The following is a 23632-nucleotide window of genomic DNA, read 5'->3' on the forward strand; positions in this document are numbered from 1 at the left end:
CGGCGGGCGGGCCGGCATCGGCCCGCCACTCAGATCAGGCCGAACCCCGCGGCCAATGTCGCCGCCTGCGTCGCGGTGTTGGCGCCGAGCTTGGTGCGGGCATTCTTCAGGCGTTGCTTGATCGCGCCTTCGGTGACGCCCAGCGCGTGGGCGATCTGCTTGAGCCGGTAGCCGTTCTTGACCATGCGCAGCACCTCGATCTCGGCCTGCGTCAGGTTGCTCGGGGGCGCGGCATCCGAGTGCATCTTGCCGAGCATCTCCACGATCACCGCCAGCTCCCGGTCGCTGAACTCCCGGTCCTCTCGCAGATAAATCCCGTAAGACCGGGCTCCCCCGACATCGGCGACCGCTGCCACGGCCCCATAGCGCAGCCGCAGCTGCCGCGCCTTCGCGAAGACCCGGTGCGGGTCCTCGAGCGCGCTCCAGCGTGTCGCGCCTTCGTTGGCATAGGCCCAGCGGATCGCCGGATCATCGAGAATAAGTCGCTCGGAGGTATAAATGTCGATCCATGCTTTCGGCAGGTGGTTGTATTCTTCGAGTGGGAATGCAAAGCCGATGCGCAATGCGATGTAGTGACCGGCGGGGGCCAGTTGCCCGAGCCGTTCGGTATCGACAAGACCCGTCACAAGGCGGGTCCAGCTCGGGACAGGTCGGTGTGAGGTCGTTCACTCATTGCGCCAACTTCGATCTTTGCCCCCGGACCTCGTCCTGACGGGTGCGATCTGTGAACGCCGAGGTAGAACCGCCAGATGACCTTGCCCAATGATATCAGTATCGGCCATAGCCTTGCGCATCTCAAGCAGATTGCGCCCGGCGGCTTTGCTCTCGGCGTGCATATCCATTTTGCCGCTCCGAAATTGATGTTCAATTGCTACCCCCTGGCTTGGGTCGAATCCTATGCCCGGCAAGGCCTACTGATGCACGATCCGACGGTGCGCTGGGCGATGTCCAATGAGGGGGTGCGGCGCTGGGAGGAGTTCGACGCGTCGGAGGACCCGCGCGACGTGATGACGCAGGCCGCGAGCTACGGGCTTCGCTATGGCGTCAGCATCTCCATGACCAACGACGCTCACAGTTTTGGCGGGCTGGCGCACCCCGATCGTCCGTTCGAAACGGCGGAGATCGAGGAGATGCAGGCGGAGTTGGCGCGGCTGCACGACCTCACCCGCGAGGTCGAGACACTTGGCCCGGCCATGCGCGCACGGTTGGGGGAGCTGTCGATCGCGGTGGTGACCGCCTGAGACAGAAACCTGTTGTTTACCTTTTGCCCTAATCCTGCCTGTAGAAGCACAGATTAGGGAAGTCGGGACCCCGTGTCAGCCCCCCCGGCCCATCGACAAGACCGGCATCGAGTCGGTGAGCTTGGGCCGGATCAACCGATGGAACGAGGCGGCAAGAGGGGCTCAGGCGGTGATCGCCTGAGGGCGTTCGTGCGACCTTGGTCAGGATGGTCCGGGTTAGCCCAGCACGCGAGCCGCCCGACCCTTGGCTTGGCATCCGGAACGCCCCACTCTATGGCCACTGGCAGGCTTGGCGGAGAACTGGTTTTGGCGAAGGACGGCACGATGACGGTGCGCGGGCGCGGTCCGACCGACAGGGCGGTCGATCTCGCCCTGCGTGCCGCCTTGGGTGTGGCGCGCAGCCTGCCCTACGAGCGGCGCGTCGCCGCGATGGGTGCCTTGACCGCGCGCGCGCTTGGCCCCCTTGCGGGCTACCGCCGCAGGGCCGAAGCCAATCTCGGGCTGATCTTTCCCGATATGCCTGCCCCGCGCCGGGCCAGTCTGGCCCGTGCCGTTTGCGACAACCTCGGGCGCACGCTGATCGAGAATTACTCCGGTGCGGAGTTCGCGCGGGCGTTGCCCGCCGCGCTGCACGAGGACGCCGGATTGGAGACCATTGCACGTGCCCGTGCGGAGCGCCGACCGGTGATTTTCGTGACCGGTCATTTCGGCAATCACGAGGCGCCGCGCCGGGTGCTGACCGGCATGGGGTACGAGATCGGCGGCCTTTATCGCGCTATGTCGAACGGTTTCGTCAACGACCACTATGCCGCCACCATGCAGGACGTGTCGGGTCCGGTTTTTGCCAAGGGGCGGCGCGGGCTCACGGGGTTCTTGCGGCACCTTAAATCAGGGGGCATGGCGACGATCCTGTTCGACCTGCATGATCGGGGCGGTGTCGAAATCGATTTCATGGGCCGGCCCGCCCGCACTGCGCTCACCGCGGCCGAGCTGGCGCTCCGATTCGATGCGGCTCTCGTGCCCTATTTCGGCATTCGCCGCCCCGATGGCATCGGCTTTCACATCGCACTCGAGGCGCCGATTTCCCAAGCTGAGCCGATCGCGATGATGCGCGAGGCGACACGACGGCTCGAAGCGCGCATGGAGCGCGATCCGGGCCAGTGGTTCTGGGTGCACAACCGATGGAAACAGGCCCGCGCGGCCTAGGGCGAGGGCAGACGCGCCGCCGCGAGGATCGCACCGGGTCCTTCTTCCTGCACGATCACGGCCCCCGGCAATTCGCCATCGAACGGTGCGGTGATGTCGAGTGCTTCATTGCCGGTCCAGCGCACGAGCAGGCTCCACGAGGTGACGATGTTGGCATAGACGAGCCGTTGGCCCGCGTTCTCGCCATGCTCGATCTCCACCTCCGCCTGCGGCCGGAAGCGCACCAATTGCACCATGACCGGCACTGCCCCCTCGTCTAACCGCTCCGCCTTGATTCGCAGCGTCTGCCCCTCGCGCATGACCGAGACCGACGCCCGTTCGGGGGCCTCGGCACGGTCCATCACGGCCTGCATCACCTTCATCGGCTTGGCTCCGACGATCCGCTCTACCCCGCCCACGACGAATTGCGGGGTATAGACCATCCGTTCGCCAACGGCGGCGGCATAGCTTTTCTGGCGCTTGGTGAAGCCAGGCTGGGCGAAGCTGTCGGCCCAGCCGATATAATCCCAGTAATCGACATGCAGCCCCAAGGCGATCACATCGTCACGCGTGGAAAGATTGCGCACCATTTCATCCGCCGGCGGGCAACTCGAACATCCCTGCGAGGTGAAGAGCTCAATGACCACCGGGGACTCGGCCAGCGCCGCCGGGCTCAAGGCGAGGCCGCCCGCCATGCTCAGTGCCGCCAGATATCCCCGCATTCATGCTCTCCACCGCGATTGCCCTACAGGTCTAGGCTGATTGACGCTGCAACACCAATCAACCCGCCGCGAGAGCCGCGTGCGCGCCACGTGTCCTCGGGTGTCTGGACATTTGTGTGCCGTTGTATACATAGCGGGCAACGGCCTTGATCGCCTGCTGCCGTTGCGGCAGAACCGGGGCCAGACCCACAGCTCGCAGCCAGAAGGGACACTTCATGCCGATTCAAGTTGGCCAGGACAGCGCCAAGACCCGCCGCAAGATCACGGTCGGATCGCAGAGCCTGTCGTATTACTCGATTCCCGCCGCAACCGAAGCGGGCCTCGGCGACTTTAATCGCCTTCCCGCCGCGCTCAAGGTCGTTCTGGAGAACCTGCTGCGCTTCGAGGATGGCGGCTTCTCCGTCTCGACCGACGACATCAAGGCCTTTGCCGAATGGGGCGCCAATGGTGGCAAGAACCCCCGCGAGATCGCCTATCGCCCTGCCCGCGTTCTGATGCAGGACTTCACAGGTGTGCCGGCGGTGGTCGACCTCGCCGCGATGCGCGACGGGATCAAGGCGCTGGGCGGCGACGCGCAGCTGATCAACCCGCTCAACCCCGTCGATCTCGTCATCGACCACTCGGTCATGATCGACGAGTTCGGCAACCCGCGCGCGTTCCAGATGAACGTCGACCGCGAATACGAGCGCAACATCGAGCGTTACCAGTTCCTGAAGTGGGGCCAGAAAGCGTTTCAAAACTTCCGGGTCGTGCCGCCGGGCACCGGCATCTGCCACCAGGTGAACCTTGAATACCTCGCGCAGGTGGTCTGGTCTGACAAGGACCAGAACGGTGAGGACGTCGCCTATCCCGACACCCTTGTCGGCACCGACAGCCACACCACCATGGTCAACGGCGCGGCCGTGCTGGGCTGGGGCGTGGGCGGCATCGAGGCCGAGGCCGCGATGCTGGGCCAGCCGATCTCGATGCTGATCCCCGAGGTGATCGGCTTCAAGCTGACCGGCAAGATGGTCGAAGGCACCACCGCCACCGACCTCGTGCTGCGCGTCGTGAAGATGCTTCGCGAAAAGGGTGTGGTCGGCAAGTTCGTCGAATTCTACGGCGACGGCCTCGACAACGTGCCGCTGGCCGACCGCGCCACGATCGGCAACATGGCCCCCGAATACGGCGCCACCTGCGGTTTCTTCCCAATCGACGCCGAGACGCTGCGCTACATGGAGCAGACCGGCCGCGACAAGGACCGCATCGCGTTGGTCGAAGCTTATGCCAAGGAAAACGGCATGTGGCGCGACCCGGGCTACGAGCCGGTCTATACCGATACGCTCGAGCTCGACATGGGCACCGTGGTTCCCGCGATTTCGGGCCCCAAGCGCCCGCAGGACCACATCGCGCTCGACGCCGCCGCCCCGGCCTTTGCCGAATACGTGAAGGGCCAGCGCGAGGGCAAGGACACCTCGGCCAATTCCGAAATCCGCTGGGAAGGTGAAGGCGGCCAGCCCGAGCCGGTAGACATCCCCGGTGACGAAGGCCATCACAAGCGCGGCTTCGTGAGCACCGATGACGGTCATTACCAGCTGCATGACGGCTCGATCGTGATCGCCTCGATCACGTCGTGCACCAACACCTCGAACCCCTATGTGATGATCGGCGCCGGTCTCGTCGCCCGCAAGGCGCGCGAACTGGGCCTCGACCGCAAGCCTTGGGTCAAGACGTCTCTCGCGCCCGGTTCGCAGGTCGTGTCGCACTATCTCGAGGCCGCAGGCCTGCAGGAGGATCTCGACGCGATCGGCTTCAACCTCGTGGGTTACGGTTGCACCACCTGCATCGGCAACTCGGGTCCGCTCGAAGCGCCGATCTCCAAGGCGATCAACGATCACGACCTGATCGCGACGAGCGTCCTATCGGGCAACCGCAACTTCGAGGGCCGGATCAGCCCGGACGTGCGCGCCAACTACCTCGCCTCCCCGCCGCTGGTGGTGGCCTATGCGCTGGTGGGCGACATGAATGTCGACATCACCCGCGAGCCGCTGGGCCAGGACAAGAACGGCAACGACGTCTACCTCAAGGACATCTGGCCGTCGCAGGCCGAGATCGCCGAACTGGTCGAGAAGACCGTGACCCGCGCGGCGTTCCAGGAGAAATACGCCGACGTCTTCAAGGGCGACGAGAAGTGGCAGTCGGTCGAGACCCCCGACAGCGAGACCTATGACTGGCCCGCCACCTCGACCTACGTGCAGAACCCGCCCTACTTCCAGGGCATGGACCGCGAACCGGGCCAGATCCACGACATCGACGACGCCCGCGTTCTGGCGATCCTCGGGGACATGGTGACGACCGACCACATCTCGCCCGCAGGTTCGTTCAAGGAGACCACCCCGGCCGGCAAGTATCTGGTCGAGCGTCAGGTTCCCGTCCGGGAATTCAACTCGTACGGTAGCCGTCGCGGCAACCACGAGGTGATGATGCGCGGCACTTTCGCCAACATCCGCATCCGCAACGAGATGCTGGATGGCGTCGAGGGCGGCTACACCAAGGGCCCCGACGGCAGCCAGATGGCGATCTACGACGCTGCCATGGCTTGGCAGCAGCAGGGCAAGCCGCTCGTCATCTTCGGCGGCGAGCAGTACGGCGCGGGCTCCTCGCGCGACTGGGCCGCGAAGGGCACGGCACTCCTGGGCGTGAAAGCGGTCATCGCCGAGAATTTCGAGCGCATCCACCGCTCGAACCTCGTTGGCATGGGCGTGATCCCGTTCGAGTTCACCGGCGGTGATACCCGCAAGTCGCTGGGCCTCACTGGCGAGGAAAGCGTGTCGATCAAGGGCCTCAGCGACGTGAAGCCGCTGCAGGAGGTGACCGCGACGATCACCATGGCCGACGGTTCGACCAAGGAGGTCACGCTGCGTTGCCGGATCGATACGGCGGTGGAGATCGACTACATCAAGAACGGTGGCGTGCTGCACTACGTGCTGCGCAATCTCGCGCAATCGGCTGCCTGATCCTGGGATCATTGCGATGAACAGAAACTGCTCCGGCCCATGGCCGGGGCAGTTTTTCTTTGGGCGCGCAAGCCAACGGAACGAAAAATGGCGTTTTGTTCCGCGCCCCAGGAGCCGGGGGTCGAGGCGTTCAAACTCGTCCGACCGGCGCATGAATGCGCCGGGAACCTGTCGTCCATCTTCTGAAACTGGTTGGCTGCGAGGCCAACCCTAGTTCGCCGCCGCCCGCTCAAGCGCGGGAGTGAGTCGGTCGCGGATCGCGCGCTGGGTCACCGGTCCCGCCATGCGCTCGACGATCCGGCCTTCGCCATCGACGACGAAGGTTTCCGGCACGCCGTAGACGCCCCAGTCGCGCGCCACACGGCCATCATCGGTGCCGATCGCGACATAGGGGTCGCCCAGCTCTTCGAGAAAGGCATTCGCGTTCGCCGCGTCGTCCTTGTAGTTGATGCCGTAGATCGGCAGGCCGTCCTCGGCCAGCGCCTCGAAATTCGGATGTTCGACCCGGCAGGGCGCACACCAGCTGGCCCAGAAGTTCACCAGCTTGACCTCACCATCTGCCAGTACCGCCGGATCGAAGGGCGTGCGCCCCGGCAGGGTGCCGGTCTCGGTGAGCGGAGCCGCCTGCCCGATCAGCGCCGAAGGCAGCTCATCGGGGTTGTCGCGCAGCATACCGGCGGCGAAGAGCCCGGCCAGCGCCGCGAAGATCGCAGGCGGCAGGATGATGAGCGGCGAGATCCTAGCCATGGTCGCGTTCGGTCCTTTCAAGCTCGGCCCTGACCTTGCGGTCGCGCGCGATGGTCCACCAGACGAGACCGCCCAGAAGCGCGAGGCTGATGCCCCAGGCCGAGATCACCTCCGCTGCATATTTCCCCAGATCCATCATGCGCGCACCGGTTCGGCCCGGCGGGCGCGGGCCCGCAGCGCCACGATGCGGCGGGCGCGGATCTCCGTGCCGGTGCGCAGCAGCACCAAGCTCACGAAGAGCAACACAAAGCCTGCCATGCATACCAGAAGCGGCAGCCAGAATACGTCAGCCACGTTCTCTTGGCTGTCGAGCGACAGCGAGGCGCCCTGATGCAGACCCTGGTTCCAGAAGTTCACGGCATAACGCGACAGGATCGCGAAGACCGAGCCGACGAGGCAGAGCACCGAAGTGAGGTCAGCGGCGCTGTCGGGGTCGGGGATCGCAGCCCAAAGCGCGATGTAGCCGAGATAGAACAGGAACAGGATCAGGAACGAGGTCAGCCGCGGGTCCCAGGCCCACCATGTGCCCCACATCGGCTGGCCCCAGATCGCGCCGGTGACGAGCGCGATCAGCGTCATCACCATGCCGATCGGCGCGGCCGCCCGGGCCGCCAGCGCGCTCACATGGTGACGGCGGACCAGCCAGATCAGTGAAGCCACGAGCATCATCAGCCACGCATTGATCGCCATGAGCGCCGAGGGCACATGCAGATAGATGATCTTGACCGAAGAGCCGAAGCGCTCGGCCTCGGGCGTGAAGAAAAAGCCCCAGACCAGCCCGACTGCCAGAACGGCGGCGGAGAGCCACATAAGCCACGGCACCCAAGGGGCGGTGGTGTCGAGGAACTTCCTCGGATTGGCATAGGACCAGATCGACATGGCTTTTCCTATCCCGGCCCGCGGCGCGGCTCAATGCTCGAAAGGGTCAACGCAGCGTGACCCTGAGCGCGGCGGCCGTGGCAAATGGCAGCAGCGCCGCACAACCCAGCGCGATGCCCGCCAGCAACAGCAGCGGCGTCGCGGCGGGCAGCCCCTCGGCACCGCGCCGCGCCGCTTCGGCGCCGAAGATCAGCACCGGCACGTAGAGCGGCAGCACGATGAGCGACATGAGCAGCCCACCCCGGCGCAGCCCCACCGTGAGCGCCGCGCCGAAGGTGCCGATGAGCGAAAGCGCGGGGGTGCCGAGGGCCAGCGAAACCAGAAGCCATGGCATCGCCGCCCCTGGCAGGTGCAACAGCACACCCAAGAGCGGGGCCGCGACGACGAGCGGCAGCCCCGTGGTGATCCAATGCGCCAGCGCCTTGGCCAGCGCCAGCATCTCCAGCGGCAGCGGCGCGGTGGCCAAGAGCGGCAGCGAGCCGTCCTCGTGATCGAGCGCGAAGATGCGGTCGAGCGAGAGAAGCGCTGCGAGCAGTGCCGCCACCCATAGGATGCCCGGCGCGATACGTGCGAGGATCGCGGTCTCCGGCCCGACGCCGAACGGCACCAGAACCACGACGATGAGAAAGAATGCCAACCCGAGGCCGAAGCCGCCGCCAGCGCGCACTGCGAGGCGCAGGTCGCGCGCGAGAAGTGCTCTCACAGGAACGCCTCGTCCGAGCCGCCCCGTGCCTCGGGGGCGGCACGGTAGGGCGTGAGGTCCATCTCGGGCAGGTCGAGGCCGAGGTCGATGTGGGTGGCGATGACAGCGATGCCGCCTCGCGCGAGGTGATGATCGCGCAGGAAGCTTGCGAAACGTTTGACCGAAAAGGCGTCGAGCGAGACGGTGGGCTCGTCGAGCAGCAGCACCTCGCGCGAGATCACCGCGAGGCGGGCGAGACCGAGACGGCGTCCTTGCCCGGCCGAAAGCGTGCCCGCCGATCGGTCGCGCAGATCGGCGAGGTCGAAGAGATCAAATACCTCCTCAGGCAACGTGCTGCGATAGAGATCGGCCCAGAATTGCAGCGTCTCGGTCACGGTCAGCGCGGGCTTGATGCCGTCGGCGTGGCTGGCGTAGCCCGCCCGTTCACCGGCGCCTTCGATGCTGCCCAAAAGCTGTGGCTGCAGCCCGGCGATGGTGCGCAGCAGCGTCGTCTTGCCGATGCCGTTGGCCCCGCGCAGCACCAGCCCCTGCCCCGGCGCGAGGCGGAACGACACTCCGGTGAGCACCGGCATGCCGCCGCGCTCCACCGCGAGATCGGTGACCGCGAGGTCGCTCAGACCGGCAGCAGCGCGACCGCGACGCGCCGCCCTTCCGACAAAAGCACGTTGTAGGTGCGGCAGGCGGCGGGGGTCGCCATGGTTTCCACACCGATGCCCGCCTCCTCCAGCCGGTCGCGGAAGGCGCGCGGTGCATGGGCGATCTCGGCTCCGGTGCCGACGAAGAGCACGTCGATGCGCCCGGCCAATGCCAGAACCGCATCAAAATCCTCATAGCCGCCCCAGGCCTTCAGCCCGGTCGGGGCGAGAGTTACCGCCCCCTCGATCACCTTGCCGCCGATCCGGAAGAAGCCCGGGCCGTAGCCGTCGATGGGCATCGAGTCGTCGTAATCGATCTCGGTCAGCCGCATGGGCGCGTCCTCCCCTTCAACATTCCACAGATACGCAGATCCGACGGCACCGCCGGATCAGGCGTCGATATTCGCGAACTGCGTTCCCGCCTTGGGGTCGTCCTTCTTGTCCCAGTCGCGCTTCACGCCGAGCATCAGCACGATGTTCTTGGCAACGTAGATCGAGGAGTAGGTGCCGACGATCACGCCCCAGAAGATCGCGAAGACAAAGCCGCGGATCACGTCGCCACCAAGCACAAGAAGCGCCAGAAGCGCCAGAAGCGTCGTGCCCGAGGTCATCACTGTCCGGCTCAGCGTCTCGTTGGCCGAAAGGTTGAGCAGGTCGCGCAGCGGCATGGTCTTGAACTTGCGCAGGTTCTCGCGCGCCCGGTCAAAGACGACCACGGTATCGTTGATCGAATAACCGACGATGGTCAGCAGGGCCGCGATGATCGCGAGGTCGAACTTGATCTGGATCGCGGCGAAGATGCCGATGGTGAGCACCACGTCATGCACCAGCGCCGCGAGGGCGCCGACCGCGAACTGCCATTCGAAGCGCAGCCAGATGTAGAACAGGATCGCGACGAGCGAGCCCAGAACCGCGAGGATCGCCGACTGGATCAGTTCGCCCGACACCTTGGGCCCGACGCTCTCGACCGAGGGGAAGGTGATCGTCGGATCAACTCCCTGCAGCGCCGTCTCCACGGCAGCAATGGTCTGGGCGCTGACCGCCTCGGTCCCGTCCTGCGCCTGAATGCGCACGGAGGCCACGTTCTTGTCGTCGCCGAAGGAGGGATCGAAGACCTCGGTGATCACCACGTCGCCCAGTTCCAGCGGTGCGATGGCGTCGCGATAGGCTGCGACGTCGATGGCGCTTTCGCTTTCGGTGCGGATCGTGGTGCCGCCGCGAAAGTCGATGCCGAAGTTCAGCCCCATGACGAAGAACAGCACGATGCTGGCGATCATCGCCAACACCGAGGCCCCGAAGGTGATCTTGGCGGCCCGGAAGAAGTCGATCTTGGTGTCTTGTGGAACGATGCGCAGCCGCATGTCAGACCTCGATGGTTTTGGGGCGGCGGCGTTCGAACCACATCACGATCAGAAGCCGCGTCACGAAGATCGCGGTGAAGACCGAGGTGAGGATGCCGAGGCCGAGGGTGATGGCAAAGCCACGCACCGGACCGGAGCCCACGAGAAACAGGATGAGCGCGGTGATCAGCGTGGTCACGTTGCCGTCGAGGATTGCCGAGAGCGCCTTTTCGTAACCCAGATCGATGGCGCGGGCCGGGCCGCGCGCGGTCTTGAGCTCCTCGCGGATACGCTCGTAGACCAGCACGTTGGCGTCCACCGCCATGCCGACGGTCAGCACGATGCCGGCGATGCCGGGCAGCGTCAGCGTGGCCCCGAGGATCGACAGCACCGCGAAGATCAGGATCATGTTGAAGGTCAGCGCCACGGTGGCGAAAACGCCGAACAGCCCGTAGCTTGCGACCATGAAGACCACGACGCCGAGCGCGCCGACGATGGCGGCGAGCTTGCCGGCCTCGATGCTGTCGGCGCCGAGCTCGGGGCCGATGGTCCGCTCTTCGAGGAACTCCAAGCCCGCGGGTAGCGCCCCGGCCCGCAGCAGCACCGCGAGCTGGGTCGACTCCTCGACCGTGAAGTTGCCGGTGATGATGCCAGAGCCGCCAGGGATGTGGCTCTGGATGACGGGGGCGGAGATCACCTCCTCGTCGAGCACGATGGCGAAGGGCGAGCCGATGTTCTCGGCCGTGTAGTCGCCGAAGGCCCGCGCGCCGGTCGGGTTGAAGCGGAAGTTCACCGCCGGGCGTCCGTTCTGATCGAAGGCGGGCTGGGCGTCGACCAGCTCCTCGCCCGAGACCACCGGATTGCGCTCGAGGACGTAGAACACTCCCTGCTCGTCGAGCGAGGGCAGGATTTCGTTGTTGGGCCCCGCGCTCTCATTAGCGTCGGAAGTCCGCGACACGACCGGCTGGAAGGTCAGCTGCGCGGTGGTGCCGATGATCTCCTTGACCTCCTCGGCCGAGCCGACGCCCGGCACCTCGATCAGGATGCGGTCCTCGCCCTGGCGCTGGATCGTGGGCTCGCGGGTGCCGACCTCGTCGATCCGGCGACGCACGATCTCGAGCGCTTGGCGGATGGTGCGATCGTCGGTGGCGACGCGCTCGGCCTCGCTCAGCGTGACGACGATCTCGGCCCCTTCAGCGCGCACGTCGATGTCATTGGCGCCCGCCCCCGTGATGCTCGCCACCGGGGTGGCGAGACCGCGCACGATCTCGAGCGCCGCCGCCGCTTGATCGGCGTTGGAGATGCGCACGCGCAGCTCGGACGGATCGCCCTCCTCGCGGGTGACGAAACCCACCGTGTCACGCTGCGCCGCCAGCGCGTCGCGCACCTCGGGCCAGAAGGCCTCCATGCGCGCGGCATAGACCTCTTCGACCTGCACCTCTGCGAGCAGATGCGCGCCGCCGCGCAGGTCGAGGCCGAGATTGACGAGCCCCGAGGGCATCCATTCGGGCCAGAGGCCCGCATCGGCCTGCAATTCGGCGTCGGTCTGCCCGGTCTCGATCACGGCACGGGCGTCGTTCGCGGTCTCGACCCTGTCATAAAACAGGTTCGGCAGCGCGAAGAACAGCCCGCCCAGACAGACTAGCCAGATCAGGACCCGGCGCCAGGTGGGGATGTGCATCATGTCGTTCGTCCTCTGGCGCGGGGCCGGATCGGAGGGATCAGGCCTTGGCCGGTTCGGTCTTGGAGGTCACGGCGGCGATGGTCGAACGGACCACGCGGACGTTCACGCCCTGCGCGATCTCGACCTCGACCTCGTTGTTGTCGTCACGGACCTTGACCACCTTGCCGATCAGCCCGCCCTGGGTAATCACCTGGTCGCCCCGGCGCAGCGCCGCCACCATCTTCTGGTGCTCCTTCAGCTTCTTCTGCTGCGGGCGGATCAGGAAGAACCACATGATCGCAAAAATCAGGATCAGCGGGATGAGGGATTCGATGCCTTGCATGGCGGTCCTTTATGTCGGTCCGGGGCGTGCTCTCACGCCTTTGAAAAAGTCGCGGCACCCTACTGCCGGGTCCAGTGATTGGCAACCGCGCCCCCCGGCGACGTGGCGGGCCGGTTTGGCGGTTCACAAGCCCGACCAATTCGGTCCATATGGGCGCGGCCCTTGGGCCGTGAAACCCCCTATGACGGACGAGACAATGCACGACATCCGCGCCATCCGCGACAACCCCGACGCCTTCGACGCCGCCCTGGCCCGCCGTGGGGTGTCTGGCATGTCGTCGCAGATCCTGGCGCTCGATGACGCGCGCCGGGCCAAGATCCACGCCGCCGAGACTGCCAAGGCCGAGCAGAACCGCGCTTCCAAGGAGGTCGGTGCGGCCAAGGGGCGCGGCGACGAAGCCGAGTTCGAGCGGCTGCGCGCGCTGGTGACCGAAAAGAAGGCCGAGATCGCGCGCCTGAACGACGAGGCACAGGCCGAGGATGCGAGCCTGCGCGAACTGCTGCTGACGATCCCCAACTTGCCCTATGACGACGTCCCCCCCGGACAAGACGAGGACGACAACGTCGAAATGAAGCGCCACGGCACGCCGCGCCAGTTCAACTATGCCCCCAAGGAGCATTACGAGCTTCCGGCGGTACGGGACGGCATGGACTTCGAAGCGGCAGCCAAGCTTTCGGGCTCGCGCTTCGTGGTGCTGTCGGGCGGTGTGGCGCGGCTGCACCGGGCGCTGGCGCAGTTCATGCTCGACACCCATGTCGAGGAACACGGGCTGACCGAGACCATGACTCCGGTTCTGGTCAAGGAAGAGGCGATGATCGGCACCGGTCAGTTGCCGAAGTTCGGCGAGGACAGCTACCAGACCACGACCGGCTGGTGGCTCATCCCCACCGCCGAGGTGACGCTCACCAACCTCGTGGCCGACTGCATGGTCGAGGAAAGCTACCTGCCGCGCCGCTATGTCGCCGACACGCAGTGCTTCCGCTCCGAGGCAGGCAGCGCCGGGCGCGACACGTCGGGCATGCTGCGCCAGCACCAGTTCGAGAAGGTCGAGATGGTTTCGGTGGTGCACCCCGACCAGTCCGAGGCCGAGCATGTACGCATGACCGTTTGCGCCGAGGCGATCCTCGAAAAGCTGGGCCTGCCCTACAGAACGATGCTTCTTTGCGCGGGCGACATGGGTGCTGGCGCGCGGCGGACCCATGACATCGAGGTCTGGTTGCCCGGTCAGGACCGCTACCGCGAGATCAGCTCGATCTCGACCTGTGGCGATTACCAGGCCCGGCGCATGAACGCGCGGTTCCGCCCCGAGGGCGGCGGCAAGCCCGAATTCCTGCACACGCTCAACGGCTCCGGCCTCGCGGTGGGCCGCACGCTCATCGCGGTGCTGGAGAACGGGCAGGAAGAGGACGGCTCGGTGACGCTCCCCGAGGTGCTGCACGGCTACCTCGGCGGGCGCACTCGGCTTTCGGCCACGGGCGAACTGGTCCGCGACTGAACGTCACGCCCGAGGATTTGCGCGCCACCCGGTTGAACCACCGGGCGACGCGGTGCGTAGTGGGGTCATGAAAACCCTCATCGCATGGGGCGTGCTCGCCCTCTCCGTCGCCTTTGCGGCCGCGCCGCTGGTAACCTCTCCCTTCACCGGTTTCACCGCCGATCAATTACCGGTCCCGCAGATCGACCCGCCGGTGCAGCCAGCGGGCTGGGCCTTCTCGATCTGGGGGCTGATCTACCTGTGGCTGATCGTCTCCGCCGCCTATGGCGTCAGGAAGCGCCCCCGTGCCGAGGATTGGCGCCGCGCCCGCCTGCCGCTGCTGATGGCGCTTGGCATCGGCACGCCTTGGCTCGCCATCGCGAACGCAAGCGCGATCTGGGCGACGATCACGATCTTCATCATGGCAGCGGGCGCGATCGGCGCGTTCCTGATGGCGCCGGAGCGCGACGTCTGGCTCGCCCGGGTGCCCTACGGCATTTTCGCAGGCTGGCTATCGGCGGCGAGCTTCGTGTCACTGGGCTCCACTGCGGCGGGGTACGGCCTTGTGATGAATCAGACAGGCTGGGCGATCCTCTGCATCATTCTCGCGACGCTGCTGGCGCTCGCGGTGCAGTCGCATCGCCCCCGCGCGGCGTCCTACGGGCTGACCGTGGCGTGGGCGTTGATGGCCATCGTGGTGGCGAACGGGTTCAACGTGCCGGGCGTCGTTGCCTTGGCAAGTCTCGCGGCGGTCCTCGGCGCTCTGGCGCTGGCGCGCCGGGTATCGTCATGAGGTTTGAGAGACCCATGCGTCCACGCTGACCCCAAGCCGGTTACTTGAATAAAAAGAGCGCCTTGCGGCGCTCTCTTCAGATCAGTCCTTCATGTGCTTTCGCAGCTTGGAGGGCTGGGCCTTCTTGCGGTTCTGGAACGGGTTCTTCTTGCCCTGATCGCGCAGGAACAACCGGATCGGCGTTCCGGGCATGTCAAAGTCGCTCCGCAACCCATTGACGAGATAGCGAGAATAGCTCTCGGGCACCGCATCGGGATGAGAGGTCATCACCACGAAGGCGGGTGGGCGCGTCTTGACCTGCGTGGCATAGCGCATCTTGATGCGCCGGCCGCCGGGTGCGGGCGGCGGGTGCTGCTCCAGCATGCCGACAAGCCAGCGATTGAGATGCGCGGTGGAGATGCGACTGTTCCAGACGGCATGGGCGCGCAGGATCGCATCGTGCAGGCGGTCGAGGCCGCGCCCGGTCTTGGCCGAGACGGTGACCAGCGGTGCGCCGCGCAGTTGCGGCAAGAGCCGCTCGAAACTTTCCTTGAGGGTCTTGAGCTTGTCCTGCTTCTCGTCCTCGAGGTCCCACTTGTTGACCGCGATGACGACTGCCCGGCCCTCGCGCTCGGCGAGGTCGGCGATGCGCAGGTCCTGCTGTTCGAAGGGGATGTCCACGTCGAGCAGAACCACCACGACCTCGGCGAATTTCACCGCGCGCAGCCCGTCCGAGACTGACATCTTCTCGAGCTTTTCCTGCACCTTGGCACGCTTGCGCATGCCCGCAGTGTCGAAGATCCGGAACGGCGTGCCGTTCCAGTCGATGGCGAGAGAGATGGCGTCGCGGGTGATCCCGGCCTCGGGGCCGGTGAGCAACCGCTCCTCACCGAGGATCTTGTTGATCAGCGTTGACTTCCCCGCATTGGGACGCCCCACCACCGCGACTTGAAGCGGGCGCTCCTTGGTGGGGGCGAAGGGCGCGTCTTCGTCGGTGAGCCCCTCCTCGTCGACGTCGACATCCATCACCGGCGCGTCTTCCTCGGCGCGCGCCTCGAACTCGCCCGCGAGCGGCTCGAGCATCGACAAAAGCTCGCTCATGCCCTCGCCATGCTCGGCCGACAGGCCCAGAGGCTCGCCGAGGCCAAGCGAATAGGCCTCGATCAGCCCGCCCTGACCCGCGCGCCCCTCGGCCTTGTTGGCCGCGAGGATCACGTGCTTGGCACGTTTGCGCAGGATGTCGGCAAAGATCTCGTCGGCGGGAAGGACACCCGCGCGGGCATCGATCATGAACAGGCAGACATCGGCCATGTCGACGGCGCGCTCGGTCAGGCGGCGCATGCGCCCCTGCAGGCTTTCGTCGGTGGCGATTTCGAGACCGGCGGTATCGATCACGGTGAAGCGCAACGGGCCCAGACGTGCCGGGCCCTCGCGCAGGTCGCGGGTCACGCCGGGCTGGTCGTCCACCAACGCCAGCTTGCGGCCGACAAGGCGGTTGAACAGCGTGGACTTGCCCACATTGGGCCGTCCGACGATGGCGAGGGTGAAGCTCATCTCAGGGTCTTTCGCGTACGGAATTGCGCCCCATACACCGATTGCGCGTCAACGGAAAGCGGCAAGCGCGCCATCGGTGGTGACGACGTAGAGCACCCCCCCCGCCGCGATCGGTGCCGAAGCGGCGCCGCCTTCGAGCGGCAGCGCGCCCAACAGCCGCCCCGAGACCGGATCCGCTTGCCGGATCACCCCGTCGGAGGAGGCGATGAGCAGGCGGCCACCGGCGAGAATCGGGCCGTAATGGGCGGTGGGACGATCACGGCGCAGGAAACCCGCCGCTTCGCCTTGGGGAAGATCGGTGCGCCACACGGTCGTGCCGGTCGCAGCATCAAGACGCTGAAGCTGGCCGATGTCGTTGATCAAGAACAAGGCGTCGCCCGCCGGAACGACGGGACCGAGCGCGCCGTCGGCGGCGCTCCAGATCGTTTCGCCGGTAAAGCCGTCGAGCGCGGAAATCCGCCCCGAGGCGTTGCCGACATAGACCCGGCCATCCTCGATTACCGGATCGCCGGAGATGCCGCTGACGGTCAGGGCCGATGCCCTTCCGGGGCGGCGTCCGGCCACGACCGACGACCAGCGCGACCGCCCACCTTCGGGAAAGACGCCGATGACTTCGCCGGAAGCAAAGGGAAAGACGGCAAGATCGCCGCTCACTGCCGGGCCGGCGCCGCCATCGAAGCGCGAGACGTCCTCGACGCCCGATACCCGCCAGCGCACGCGGCCCGAAGCTGCATCGATTGCGAGGCCCTGACCATCGCGCGCGACGACATAGACCATGTCACCCACGACTGCCGGGGCGCCCGCGCCCGGCGCGCCGAGATCCTGGGTCCACAGGCGCGCGCCACTGGCCGCATCAAGCGCCACGAGCTCGCCGTAGCCGGTGGTCGCATAGACCCGCGCGCCATCCGTCGCCAGACCGCCGCCGGAGGCGTCGGTGGCCGCGTCGCTCGCGGGGATCAGGCTTTGGCGCCACAGAGTCGCACCGCCGGTTGTGAAGGCTGAAACGCCAGTCTGCGCATCCATGGCAAAGACGCGGCCCGCCGCGACCACCGGCTCGGCGGTGATACGGGCGCGACGGGTCTCGGCGGCCCCGATCGCCAGGCGGAACAAGGGTGCCAGATCAGCCCCAAGGGCCGGATGCGCGATGTCGCGATCCGCCCCGCCGCCGCGCTGCGGCCAATCGGCGTTCTGCACGGGCGCGATAAGCGCCAGCGGCACGGCGGTGCCGCCTGCCGCCGCGGCGCCGCCCGGAAGGTCCACGCCGATGCGGGTGCCGGGCAGCCGTTCGTCCGGCTGGCCACAGGCCGCAAGGAGGGCCAAGGCCCCTGCTCCGATCACTCCGCTGCGCCGCATGACTGCCCCTCGCCCCATATCTTGTCTTTGCGCGGCCTGTCCCGGCCGCTTGTCGGTCATTGCGCGTCCGCCGCCCCGGTCACGGAGTCAGGCGTCTCGCCCAGAGCGACCATCAGGCTTGCCGCGCGATCGCGCAAGTCCCCCGACGACTCGGCATCCTCGAGGATCGCGGCTAGACGCTCGAGCGCGGGCTCGCGTTCGCCCATGCCAAGCTGGACCAGAGCGATCTGTTCCAGAGCCAGCATCCGAAACGGCGCGCCCGGCACCGACAGCGCCTCGAGCGCGAGAAGCCGGTCCTCAGGTGTGCGATCGGCGTCGATCAGCACGGATTTGAACGCCGCGAGATCGCGGTAAATCTCGGGCACCTCGCCATTGGCCGCCAGCGCGTCAAGCGTGGCCACCGCCGCCGTGCCATCACCTGCCGCGACCTGTTCGGCCGCGAGGGTGAGGGCGGGCACGACCGCGACGGGGGCCTCCTGCGCGATCCGGGCCAGAGCCGCGGTGCGCGTCTCGGCGTCGGCCTCGACCTGCGCCGCCAGAAGCGCGTCGCCGCGCGCCTGCGCCTGCGCCGCGAGGCGCGATTGCCGCCACTCATAGCCGGCAGCGCCCCCCACGATCACGAGGACCAGAAGGATGCCGATCCAGCCGTAGCGCCGCAACAGAACAAAGAGCCGCTCGCGGCGGACCTCTTCGCTGACCTCGTCGATGAAGCTGTCGGGATTGCTCACGCCTTGGTCCCCCTGGGATTGCGCCGTGGCGCCGTGTCGGATGCGCACCGGTCTCGGCGCCGTGGTCGATCGCGCCCGTCTTATCGTGAAGCCGGGCGCAGGGACAAGTCCCGCCCGCCGCCTTCGAACGCTGCCGCCCGGTCGTGCGACATGCCGCATGCTGCGGCACCGGAGCCGCCGATCCGGGGCATCGGCGCGTCACCGTGTCGCGCGATCCGCCTGAGCGCTTGAGAGAGCGAGCGACGCGGCGTAGTCTGAACCAAGTGGTTCAGGCATTTCCGGCGGGGCGATCGACCCCGCGTCGATCCGCGTTCGTGCCGGGATCGGCATGATCGGGACAGGCCCGATGGCCGAAGAGGATGCGCAATGAAACTGATCCCCGTCATCACCGCGATCTTCGTGACCGCTTTCCTCTATATGCTGATCATCGACCGCGATCGGCTCTTTGCCATCGCGCAGATCGACGGGGATGCCGCGAATGCGGCGACCGGGTCCTCGCAGGTAACGACGCCCGGCATCGGTGTCGTGGCGTTGCGCAGCACCGCCCGGGAGGTGGATGACGCCGTGGTGCTGCGCGGGCGGACAGAGGCCGCGCGCGAGGTCGAAGTGCGCGCGGAAACCTCCGGCCGGGTTGTCTCGGACCCGTTGCGCAAGGGCGCCTTCGTCGAAACCGACGAGCTTTTGTGCGAACTCGACCCCGGCACGCGGGAGATCGACCTTGCCGAAGCGAAAGCGCGACTGTCGGAGGCCGAAAGCCGGGTGCCCACGGCCGAGGCCGCGCAGGCCGAGGCACAGGCCCGGCTGCGGGAGGCCGAAATCAACCTCAGCAACGCGCAGCGGCTGAGCAAGGGCGGCTATCAGAGCGAAACCTCGGTGATCAGCGCCGAGGCCGCGATGGAAGCGGCGGCCGCACAGGTGCAAAGCGCCGCCTCGGGCCTCGTCTCGGCACGGGCCGGAATCGATGCGGCGCGCGCCGCCGTCGCCGCCGCCGAACGCGAGATCGACAAACTGTCGATCCGCGCACCTTTTGACGGGTTGCTGGAAACCGACACTGCCGAGCTGGGGCTCTTGATGCAGACCGGTGCGCCCTGCGCCACGGTGGTGCAGCTCGATCCGATCAAGCTCGTGGGCTTTGTACCCGAGGTCGATGTTGACAAGATCCGCGTCGGCGCGCCCGCCCGTGGGCGGCTGGCCTCCGGCCCGCCGCTGACCGGCGAGGTGCGCTTCGTGTCGCGCTCGGCAGACGAGACGACACGCACCTTCCGCGTCGAGGTCGTCGTCCCCAATGCGGATCTGCAGATCCGCGACGGCCAGACCGCCGAGATCATGATCGAGACCGACGGCAGGCAGGCGCATCTGTTGCCGCAATCGGCGCTGACGCTCGACGATGACGGCCGTCTCGGCGTGCGCCTCGTCGATGGCGAGGCCACGGATGCGGTGGCGCGCTTTGCCCCCGTGGCGCTGCTGCGCGACACGGCCCAAGGCGTGCTGGTCGCCGGGCTGGAGCCCGAGGCCGCCATCATCGTCGTCGGGCAGGAATACGTGACCGACGGCGTGCGCGTATCGCCAAGCTTTCGGGAGGCCGGGCAGTGACCGGCATCGTCGACTGGGCCGCGTCCCGGGCGCGGATGATCATGGCCTTCATCGTGCTGAGCCTCGTGGCGGGCGGAGCCGCCTATGTCGGCCTGCCCAAGGAGGGCGAGCCCGACATCGAGATCCCGGCGCTGTTCGTCTCGGTCCCCTTCCCCGGCATCTCAGCCGAGGACAGCGAACAGCTTCTGGTCAAGCCGATGGAAACCCGGCTGTCGGATCTCGACGGGCTGAAGACCATGACCTCCACCGCCGCCGAGAGCTATGCGGGGGTGGCGCTCGAATTCGAGTTCGGCTGGGACAAGACCAAGATCATGGCCGATGTGCGCGATGCGATGAACGCCGCCGAGGCCGAGTTTCCCGACGGGGCCGACGCTTGGTCTGTCAACGAGATCAACTTCTCCGAATTTCCGATCGTCATCGTCAACCTCACCGGCGCGCTGCCCGAACGCACGCTGATCCGGGTGGCCAAGACTCTGCAAAACCGGCTCGAAGGGATCGACGCCGTGCTTTCGGCCAACCTGACCGGCCAGCGCGACGAGATGCTCGAGGTCGAGATCGACCCGCTCAGGCTCGAGGCCTACAACGTCACCGCCGCCGAACTTCTGCAGGTCGTGACCAACAACAACCTGCTAATCGCGGCGGGCGAGATCGAAAGCGCGCAGGGCGCGTTCTCGGTCAAGATCCCGTCGAGCTTCGACGAGCCGCGCGACATCTACGAGCTGCCGGTCAAGACCAATGGCGACCGGGTGGTGACCTTGGGCGACCTGTCGACGATCCGGCTCACCTTCGAGGACCGGACCTCGACGGCGCGCTTCAACGGCGAGACGACCGTGGCGCTGCAGGTGGTCAAGCGGCGGGGCTTCAACCTGATCGACACCGCCGCCCTGGTGCGCGAAACGGTCGCGGCCGAGCAGGACAGCTGGCCCGACGACCTCAGGGTGGCAGTCGAGGTCGGGACCTCGAACGACCAGAGCCGTCAGGTCGCCTCGATGGTGAGCCAGCTCGAAGGCTCGGTGCTGACGGCGATCGCGCTGGTGATGATCGTGGTGCTCGCCGCGCTGGGCCCGCGCCCGGCGCTGCTGGTGGGCTTTGCAATCCCGACCTCGTTCCTTTTGTGCTTTGCGCTTTTGGCGGTGATGGACATCACCATCTCGAACATCGTGATGTTCGGGCTGATCCTTGCGGTGGGCATGCTGGTCGACGGGGCCATCGTGGTGGTGGAATACGCCGACAAGCGCATCTCCGACGGCGTCGGACCGATGCACGCCTATGTCGAGGCGGCGAAGCGGATGTTCTGGCCTGTGGTCTCCTCGACCGCCACCACGCTCTGCGCCTTTTTGCCGATGCTGTTCTGGCCCGGCGTCGCGGGGCAGTTCATGGGCATGCTGCCGGTGACGTTGATCTTCGTGCTCTCGGCCTCGCTCGTGGTCGCGCTGATCTACCTGCCGGTGATGGGCGGCGTGCTGGGCCGGATGAGCCGCAGTTTCGGCCATGTCTCCGACAGCCTGCGCCGCCGCCTGCCATGGGTCGTGTGCGCCGCTCTGGTGCTCCCCGCCGCCCTGCTGATCTTCATTGGGCTGATGCTGGCGCTCAACCCGGGCTATCTCAGCGGCGAGGCTCGCCCCGCCACGGGGCTGCTCGACGCCGCCCCCGGACTTGCGCTGGCGCTTTTCAGTGCGATCGCCACCACCATCACCGGTGGTGCGGCCAAGATCCGGCGCGCGCCCAAGCGGGTGCGCGCGGGCTATCGGCGTTCGCTCTTTGGGCGCGTCATCGCGCTGATCGCGGGCAACCCGATCATGCCGCTGGTGACGATCGGGGCCGTGGGGGCCTTCGTCTTTTCGACCTTCACCTATTTCGGCACCCACAACAACGGCGTGGAGTTCTTCGTCGAGACCGAGCCCGAGCAGGCGATCATCTACGTGCAGGCGCGTGGCAATCTCAGCCTTGCCGAAAAGGACGCGCTCGTGGCCGAGGCCGAGGCGGCGGTCGTGGGATTTCCAGGCATCGGCTCGGTTTTCGCCTTCGCGGGTGAAGGCGGGCTCAACTCCAACACCGCCGGGGCCGGTGGTCCCGCCGACGCGGTGGGACAATTGCAGATCGAACTGGTCCCGTGGGAGGACCGCGCCGCCTATGCGCGCGAAACCGGTTACGATCCGGCCGATCTCGATGGCAACGTGGTGTTCGAACGGCTGCAGGCCCGCCTCGACGATATCCCGGGCATCCGCATCGAGATCCTCGACCTTGCGCAGGGACCCGGCTCGTCCAAGCCGGTGCACCTGCGACTCACCGGTGACGATTTCGAGGCGCTGCGCACCGCCACCGGGCAGGTCCGCGCGCGATTCGAGGAAACGCCGGGCCTGACGCTGATCGAGGACACGCTGCCGCTGCCGGGCATCGACTGGCAGATCGACGTCGACATCGAGAAGGCGGGCCGCTTCGGCGCAGACGTGGCGACCGTGGGCGCCATGGTGCAACTCGTGACCCGAGGCATCATGCTCGACACCATGCGCATCGACAGCTCGGACGAGGAGATCGAGATCCGCGTGCGGCTGCCCGAGGAGGACCGCGTGCTCTCGACCCTCGACAGCCTGCGGGTCCGCACGCCGTCGGGACTGGTGCCGCTGTCGAACTTCGTCACCCGCAAGCCGGTGCAGAAGCTCGCCGAGATCAACCGCGTCGCGCAACAGCGCTACTTCGAGGTCAAGGCCGACGTGACGCCCGGCCTCGTTCGGCTCGTCGATGGCGATGAGATCCGGATCGTCACCGAGGCCGAGATCGACGACGCGTTGCAGACGCGCATCGACGCGGGCGAAGTTGGCCGCTCAACGATCAACGCCAATGAACGGATCGAGGCGCTGACCGACTGGCTCGACACCGCGCCGCTGCCTGATGGCGTCGGATGGGAATGGACCGGCGATCAGCAGGATCAGGCCGAAAGTCAGGCCTTCCTGCAATCGGCCTTCGCGGGTGCTCTGGGGCTGATGTTCATCATCCTGCTGGCGCAATTCAACAGCTTCTACAACGCCACGCTGGTACTTCTGGCGGTTGTCATGTCGACCGCCGGCGTGCTGATCGGGATGCTGGTGATGGATCAGACATTCTCCATCATCATGACCGGCACCGGCATCGTGGCGCTCGCCGGTATCGTGGTGAACAACAACATCGTGCTGATCGACACCTATCAGGATTACGCGCGTTACATGCCGCGCACCGAGGCGGTGATCCGCACCGCCGAAGACCGCATCAGGCCCGTCTTCCTCACCACCGTCACCACCATGGCAGGCCTCGCGCCGATGATGTTCGGGCTCAGCCTCGACTTCTTCGGTGGCGGCTACACGATCGACAGCCCCACGGCGCTGTGGTGGAAGCAGCTCGCCACGGCGGTTGTCTTCGGCCTCGGCATCGCCACGGTGCTGACGCTGGTTTTCACGCCCGCGATGCTGGCGCTGCGGATCTGGGCCACCCGCTATGCCCATTGGATGTCGCGGCTTCTGGCGCGGCTGTCGATGGGGCGCGGCAGCCGGGCGGCACGCGATTGGGCGCTCAGGCGCGAGGCGCGACGCATCAAGACGCCCGAGATCATCTGGGAAGACGCGCAAGGCCCCGCCACTCACCCCGCATCGACGTTGCGTGCGGCAGAGTAGCCCGGAGATGACAGGGCCGCCCCCGAGGACGGCCCTTTCCATAGACGTACGCAGCGG

The 23632-nt window shown here is 66.8% G+C and carries 21 protein-coding genes; 7 read left to right on the plus strand and 14 right to left on the minus strand.

Translation table 11 applies throughout. The features are described 5' to 3' along the window. Positions 1-29: 29 nt before the first annotated feature. A complete protein-coding gene (locus ACJASC_RS12445; protein WP_415146331.1) occupies positions 30-626 on the minus strand; it encodes a helix-turn-helix transcriptional regulator in 597 nt (198 codons plus the stop codon). Positions 627-749: 123 nt separating this feature from the next. Between ACJASC_RS12445 and ACJASC_RS12450 the strand changes: the two genes are divergently transcribed. Both ACJASC_RS12450 and ACJASC_RS12455 read left to right on the plus strand, forming a co-directional pair. Next, entirely contained in the window at positions 750-1241 is a 492-nt protein-coding gene (locus ACJASC_RS12450) for an autoinducer binding domain-containing protein (protein ID WP_415146332.1), read from the plus strand. A gap of 273 nt (positions 1242-1514) precedes the next feature. Then, positions 1515-2447, plus strand: coding sequence for a lysophospholipid acyltransferase family protein (locus tag ACJASC_RS12455; protein ID WP_415146333.1), 933 nt, complete (start codon positions 1515-1517; stop codon positions 2445-2447). On the opposite strand, the gene ACJASC_RS12460 is transcribed toward ACJASC_RS12455, so the two are convergent. Next, entirely contained in the window at positions 2444-3148 is a 705-nt protein-coding gene (locus ACJASC_RS12460; protein ID WP_045319731.1) for a DUF1223 domain-containing protein, read from the minus strand. The two genes, ACJASC_RS12455 and ACJASC_RS12460, sit on opposite strands and share 4 nt — an antisense overlap. Positions 3149-3363: 215 nt before the next feature. Here ACJASC_RS12460 and acnA point away from each other — a divergent pair, with 215 nt between their 5' ends. After that, positions 3364-6144, plus strand: a complete 2781-nt coding sequence (gene acnA / locus ACJASC_RS12465; RefSeq protein ID WP_415146334.1) for an aconitate hydratase AcnA — start codon at positions 3364-3366, stop codon at positions 6142-6144. A gap of 210 nt (positions 6145-6354) precedes the next feature. Here the strand turns inward: acnA and ACJASC_RS12470 are convergent, their stop codons facing one another. Genes ACJASC_RS12470 through yajC form a run of 9 tightly spaced genes read right to left on the minus strand, consistent with a single transcriptional unit; the run spans position 6355 to position 12454 of the window. Beyond that, on the minus strand, positions 6355-6891 hold the full coding sequence (locus ACJASC_RS12470; protein WP_021693074.1) for a DsbE family thiol:disulfide interchange protein: 537 nt from the start codon (positions 6889-6891) through the stop codon (positions 6355-6357). Next, positions 6884-7027, minus strand: coding sequence for a heme exporter protein CcmD (gene ccmD / locus ACJASC_RS12475; RefSeq protein WP_045319742.1), 144 nt, complete (start codon positions 7025-7027; stop codon positions 6884-6886). Before ccmD ends, ACJASC_RS12470 begins: the two co-directional genes overlap by 8 nt. Continuing rightward, entirely contained in the window at positions 7027-7770 is a 744-nt protein-coding gene (ccmC, locus tag ACJASC_RS12480; RefSeq protein ID WP_415146335.1) for a heme ABC transporter permease CcmC, read from the minus strand. Before ccmC ends, ccmD begins: the two co-directional genes overlap by 1 nt. A 46-nt stretch (positions 7771-7816) precedes the next feature. After that, complete coding sequence (gene ccmB, locus ACJASC_RS12485) at positions 7817-8473, minus strand: heme exporter protein CcmB (RefSeq protein ID WP_021693071.1); 657 nt, start codon at positions 8471-8473, stop codon at positions 7817-7819. Next, on the minus strand, positions 8470-9090 hold the full coding sequence (gene ccmA / locus ACJASC_RS12490; RefSeq protein ID WP_415146357.1) for a heme ABC exporter ATP-binding protein CcmA: 621 nt from the start codon (positions 9088-9090) through the stop codon (positions 8470-8472). The genes ccmB and ccmA overlap by 4 nt, the downstream gene beginning before the upstream one ends. Next, positions 9087-9440: an Mth938-like domain-containing protein gene (locus ACJASC_RS12495; protein ID WP_021693069.1), complete on the minus strand. Its 354-nt coding sequence runs from the start codon at positions 9438-9440 to the stop codon at positions 9087-9089. The genes ccmA and ACJASC_RS12495 overlap by 4 nt, the downstream gene beginning before the upstream one ends. A gap of 57 nt (positions 9441-9497) precedes the next feature. Continuing rightward, positions 9498-10469 (minus strand): protein translocase subunit SecF, encoded by a 972-nt coding sequence (gene secF / locus ACJASC_RS12500; RefSeq protein ID WP_415146336.1) that lies wholly within the window; start codon positions 10467-10469, stop codon positions 9498-9500. Position 10470: 1 nt separating this feature from the next. Continuing rightward, complete coding sequence (gene secD / locus ACJASC_RS12505) at positions 10471-12132, minus strand: protein translocase subunit SecD (RefSeq protein ID WP_415146337.1); 1662 nt, start codon at positions 12130-12132, stop codon at positions 10471-10473. Positions 12133-12169: 37 nt separating this feature from the next. Next, positions 12170-12454: a preprotein translocase subunit YajC gene (gene yajC / locus ACJASC_RS12510; protein ID WP_021693066.1), complete on the minus strand. Its 285-nt coding sequence runs from the start codon at positions 12452-12454 to the stop codon at positions 12170-12172. 196 nt (positions 12455-12650) lie between these two features. Here yajC and serS point away from each other — a divergent pair, with 196 nt between their 5' ends. Together serS and ACJASC_RS12520 are read left to right on the plus strand one after the other, a co-directional pair. Further along, entirely contained in the window at positions 12651-13949 is a 1299-nt protein-coding gene (serS, locus tag ACJASC_RS12515; RefSeq protein WP_415146358.1) for a serine--tRNA ligase, read from the plus strand. Between the two features lie 67 nt (positions 13950-14016). Beyond that, entirely contained in the window at positions 14017-14721 is a 705-nt protein-coding gene (locus ACJASC_RS12520; RefSeq protein WP_415146338.1) for a hypothetical protein, read from the plus strand. A gap of 81 nt (positions 14722-14802) precedes the next feature. Here the strand turns inward: ACJASC_RS12520 and der are convergent, their stop codons facing one another. The 3 genes from der to ACJASC_RS12535 are packed head-to-tail and all read right to left on the minus strand — an operon-like array spanning position 14803 to position 18335. Continuing rightward, positions 14803-16254 carry a ribosome biogenesis GTPase Der gene (gene der / locus ACJASC_RS12525; RefSeq protein ID WP_021693063.1) on the minus strand — a complete coding sequence of 484 codons (1452 nt, stop codon included), beginning with the start codon at positions 16252-16254 and terminating at the stop codon, positions 14803-14805. 48 nt (positions 16255-16302) lie between these two features. Beyond that, entirely contained in the window at positions 16303-17607 is a 1305-nt protein-coding gene (locus ACJASC_RS12530; protein WP_415146339.1) for a PQQ-like beta-propeller repeat protein, read from the minus strand. 56 nt (positions 17608-17663) lie between these two features. Further along, positions 17664-18335 carry a hypothetical protein gene (locus ACJASC_RS12535; RefSeq protein WP_415146340.1) on the minus strand — a complete coding sequence of 224 codons (672 nt, stop codon included), beginning with the start codon at positions 18333-18335 and terminating at the stop codon, positions 17664-17666. Positions 18336-18701: 366 nt separating this feature from the next. Between ACJASC_RS12535 and ACJASC_RS12540 the strand changes: the two genes are divergently transcribed. Both ACJASC_RS12540 and ACJASC_RS12545 read left to right on the plus strand, forming a co-directional pair. Further along, positions 18702-19928 (plus strand): efflux RND transporter periplasmic adaptor subunit, encoded by a 1227-nt coding sequence (locus ACJASC_RS12540; protein WP_021693059.1) that lies wholly within the window; start codon positions 18702-18704, stop codon positions 19926-19928. Then, positions 19925-23575, plus strand: a complete 3651-nt coding sequence (locus ACJASC_RS12545; RefSeq protein WP_415146341.1) for an efflux RND transporter permease subunit — start codon at positions 19925-19927, stop codon at positions 23573-23575. The genes ACJASC_RS12540 and ACJASC_RS12545 overlap by 4 nt, the downstream gene beginning before the upstream one ends. Positions 23576-23632 lie beyond the last annotated feature (57 nt).

This window comes from Limimaricola cinnabarinus (assembly GCF_047631075.1).
GTDB classification, from domain to species: domain Bacteria; phylum Pseudomonadota; class Alphaproteobacteria; order Rhodobacterales; family Rhodobacteraceae; genus Limimaricola; species Limimaricola cinnabarinus.

What these genes read in the sequence shown, in the direction of transcription:
- yajC (WP_021693066.1), bottom strand. Translation starts at nt 12,454, where the DNA reads ATGCAAGGCATCGAATCCCTCATCCCGCTGATCCTGATTTTTGCGATC.
- ACJASC_RS12470 (WP_021693074.1), bottom strand. Translation starts at nt 6,891, where the DNA reads ATGGCTAGGATCTCGCCGCTCATCATCCTGCCGCCTGCGATCTTCGCG.
- ACJASC_RS12520 (WP_415146338.1), top strand. Translation starts at nt 14,017, where the DNA reads ATGAAAACCCTCATCGCATGGGGCGTGCTCGCCCTCTCCGTCGCCTTT.
- ccmD (WP_045319742.1), bottom strand. Translation starts at nt 7,027, where the DNA reads ATGGATCTGGGGAAATATGCAGCGGAGGTGATCTCGGCCTGGGGCATC.
- der (WP_021693063.1), bottom strand. Translation starts at nt 16,254, where the DNA reads ATGAGCTTCACCCTCGCCATCGTCGGACGGCCCAATGTGGGCAAGTCC.
- ACJASC_RS12530 (WP_415146339.1), bottom strand. Translation starts at nt 17,607, where the DNA reads ATGCGGCGCAGCGGAGTGATCGGAGCAGGGGCCTTGGCCCTCCTTGCG.
- serS (WP_415146358.1), top strand. Translation starts at nt 12,651, where the DNA reads ATGCACGACATCCGCGCCATCCGCGACAACCCCGACGCCTTCGACGCC.
- ccmC (WP_415146335.1), bottom strand. Translation starts at nt 7,770, where the DNA reads ATGTCGATCTGGTCCTATGCCAATCCGAGGAAGTTCCTCGACACCACC.
- ACJASC_RS12495 (WP_021693069.1), bottom strand. Translation starts at nt 9,440, where the DNA reads ATGCGGCTGACCGAGATCGATTACGACGACTCGATGCCCATCGACGGC.
- secD (WP_415146337.1), bottom strand. Translation starts at nt 12,132, where the DNA reads ATGATGCACATCCCCACCTGGCGCCGGGTCCTGATCTGGCTAGTCTGT.
- ACJASC_RS12455 (WP_415146333.1), top strand. Translation starts at nt 1,515, where the DNA reads ATGGCCACTGGCAGGCTTGGCGGAGAACTGGTTTTGGCGAAGGACGGC.
- ACJASC_RS12460 (WP_045319731.1), bottom strand. Translation starts at nt 3,148, where the DNA reads ATGCGGGGATATCTGGCGGCACTGAGCATGGCGGGCGGCCTCGCCTTG.
- ACJASC_RS12450 (WP_415146332.1), top strand. Translation starts at nt 750, where the DNA reads ATGACCTTGCCCAATGATATCAGTATCGGCCATAGCCTTGCGCATCTC.
- acnA (WP_415146334.1), top strand. Translation starts at nt 3,364, where the DNA reads ATGCCGATTCAAGTTGGCCAGGACAGCGCCAAGACCCGCCGCAAGATC.
- ACJASC_RS12540 (WP_021693059.1), top strand. Translation starts at nt 18,702, where the DNA reads ATGAAACTGATCCCCGTCATCACCGCGATCTTCGTGACCGCTTTCCTC.
- secF (WP_415146336.1), bottom strand. Translation starts at nt 10,469, where the DNA reads ATGCGGCTGCGCATCGTTCCACAAGACACCAAGATCGACTTCTTCCGG.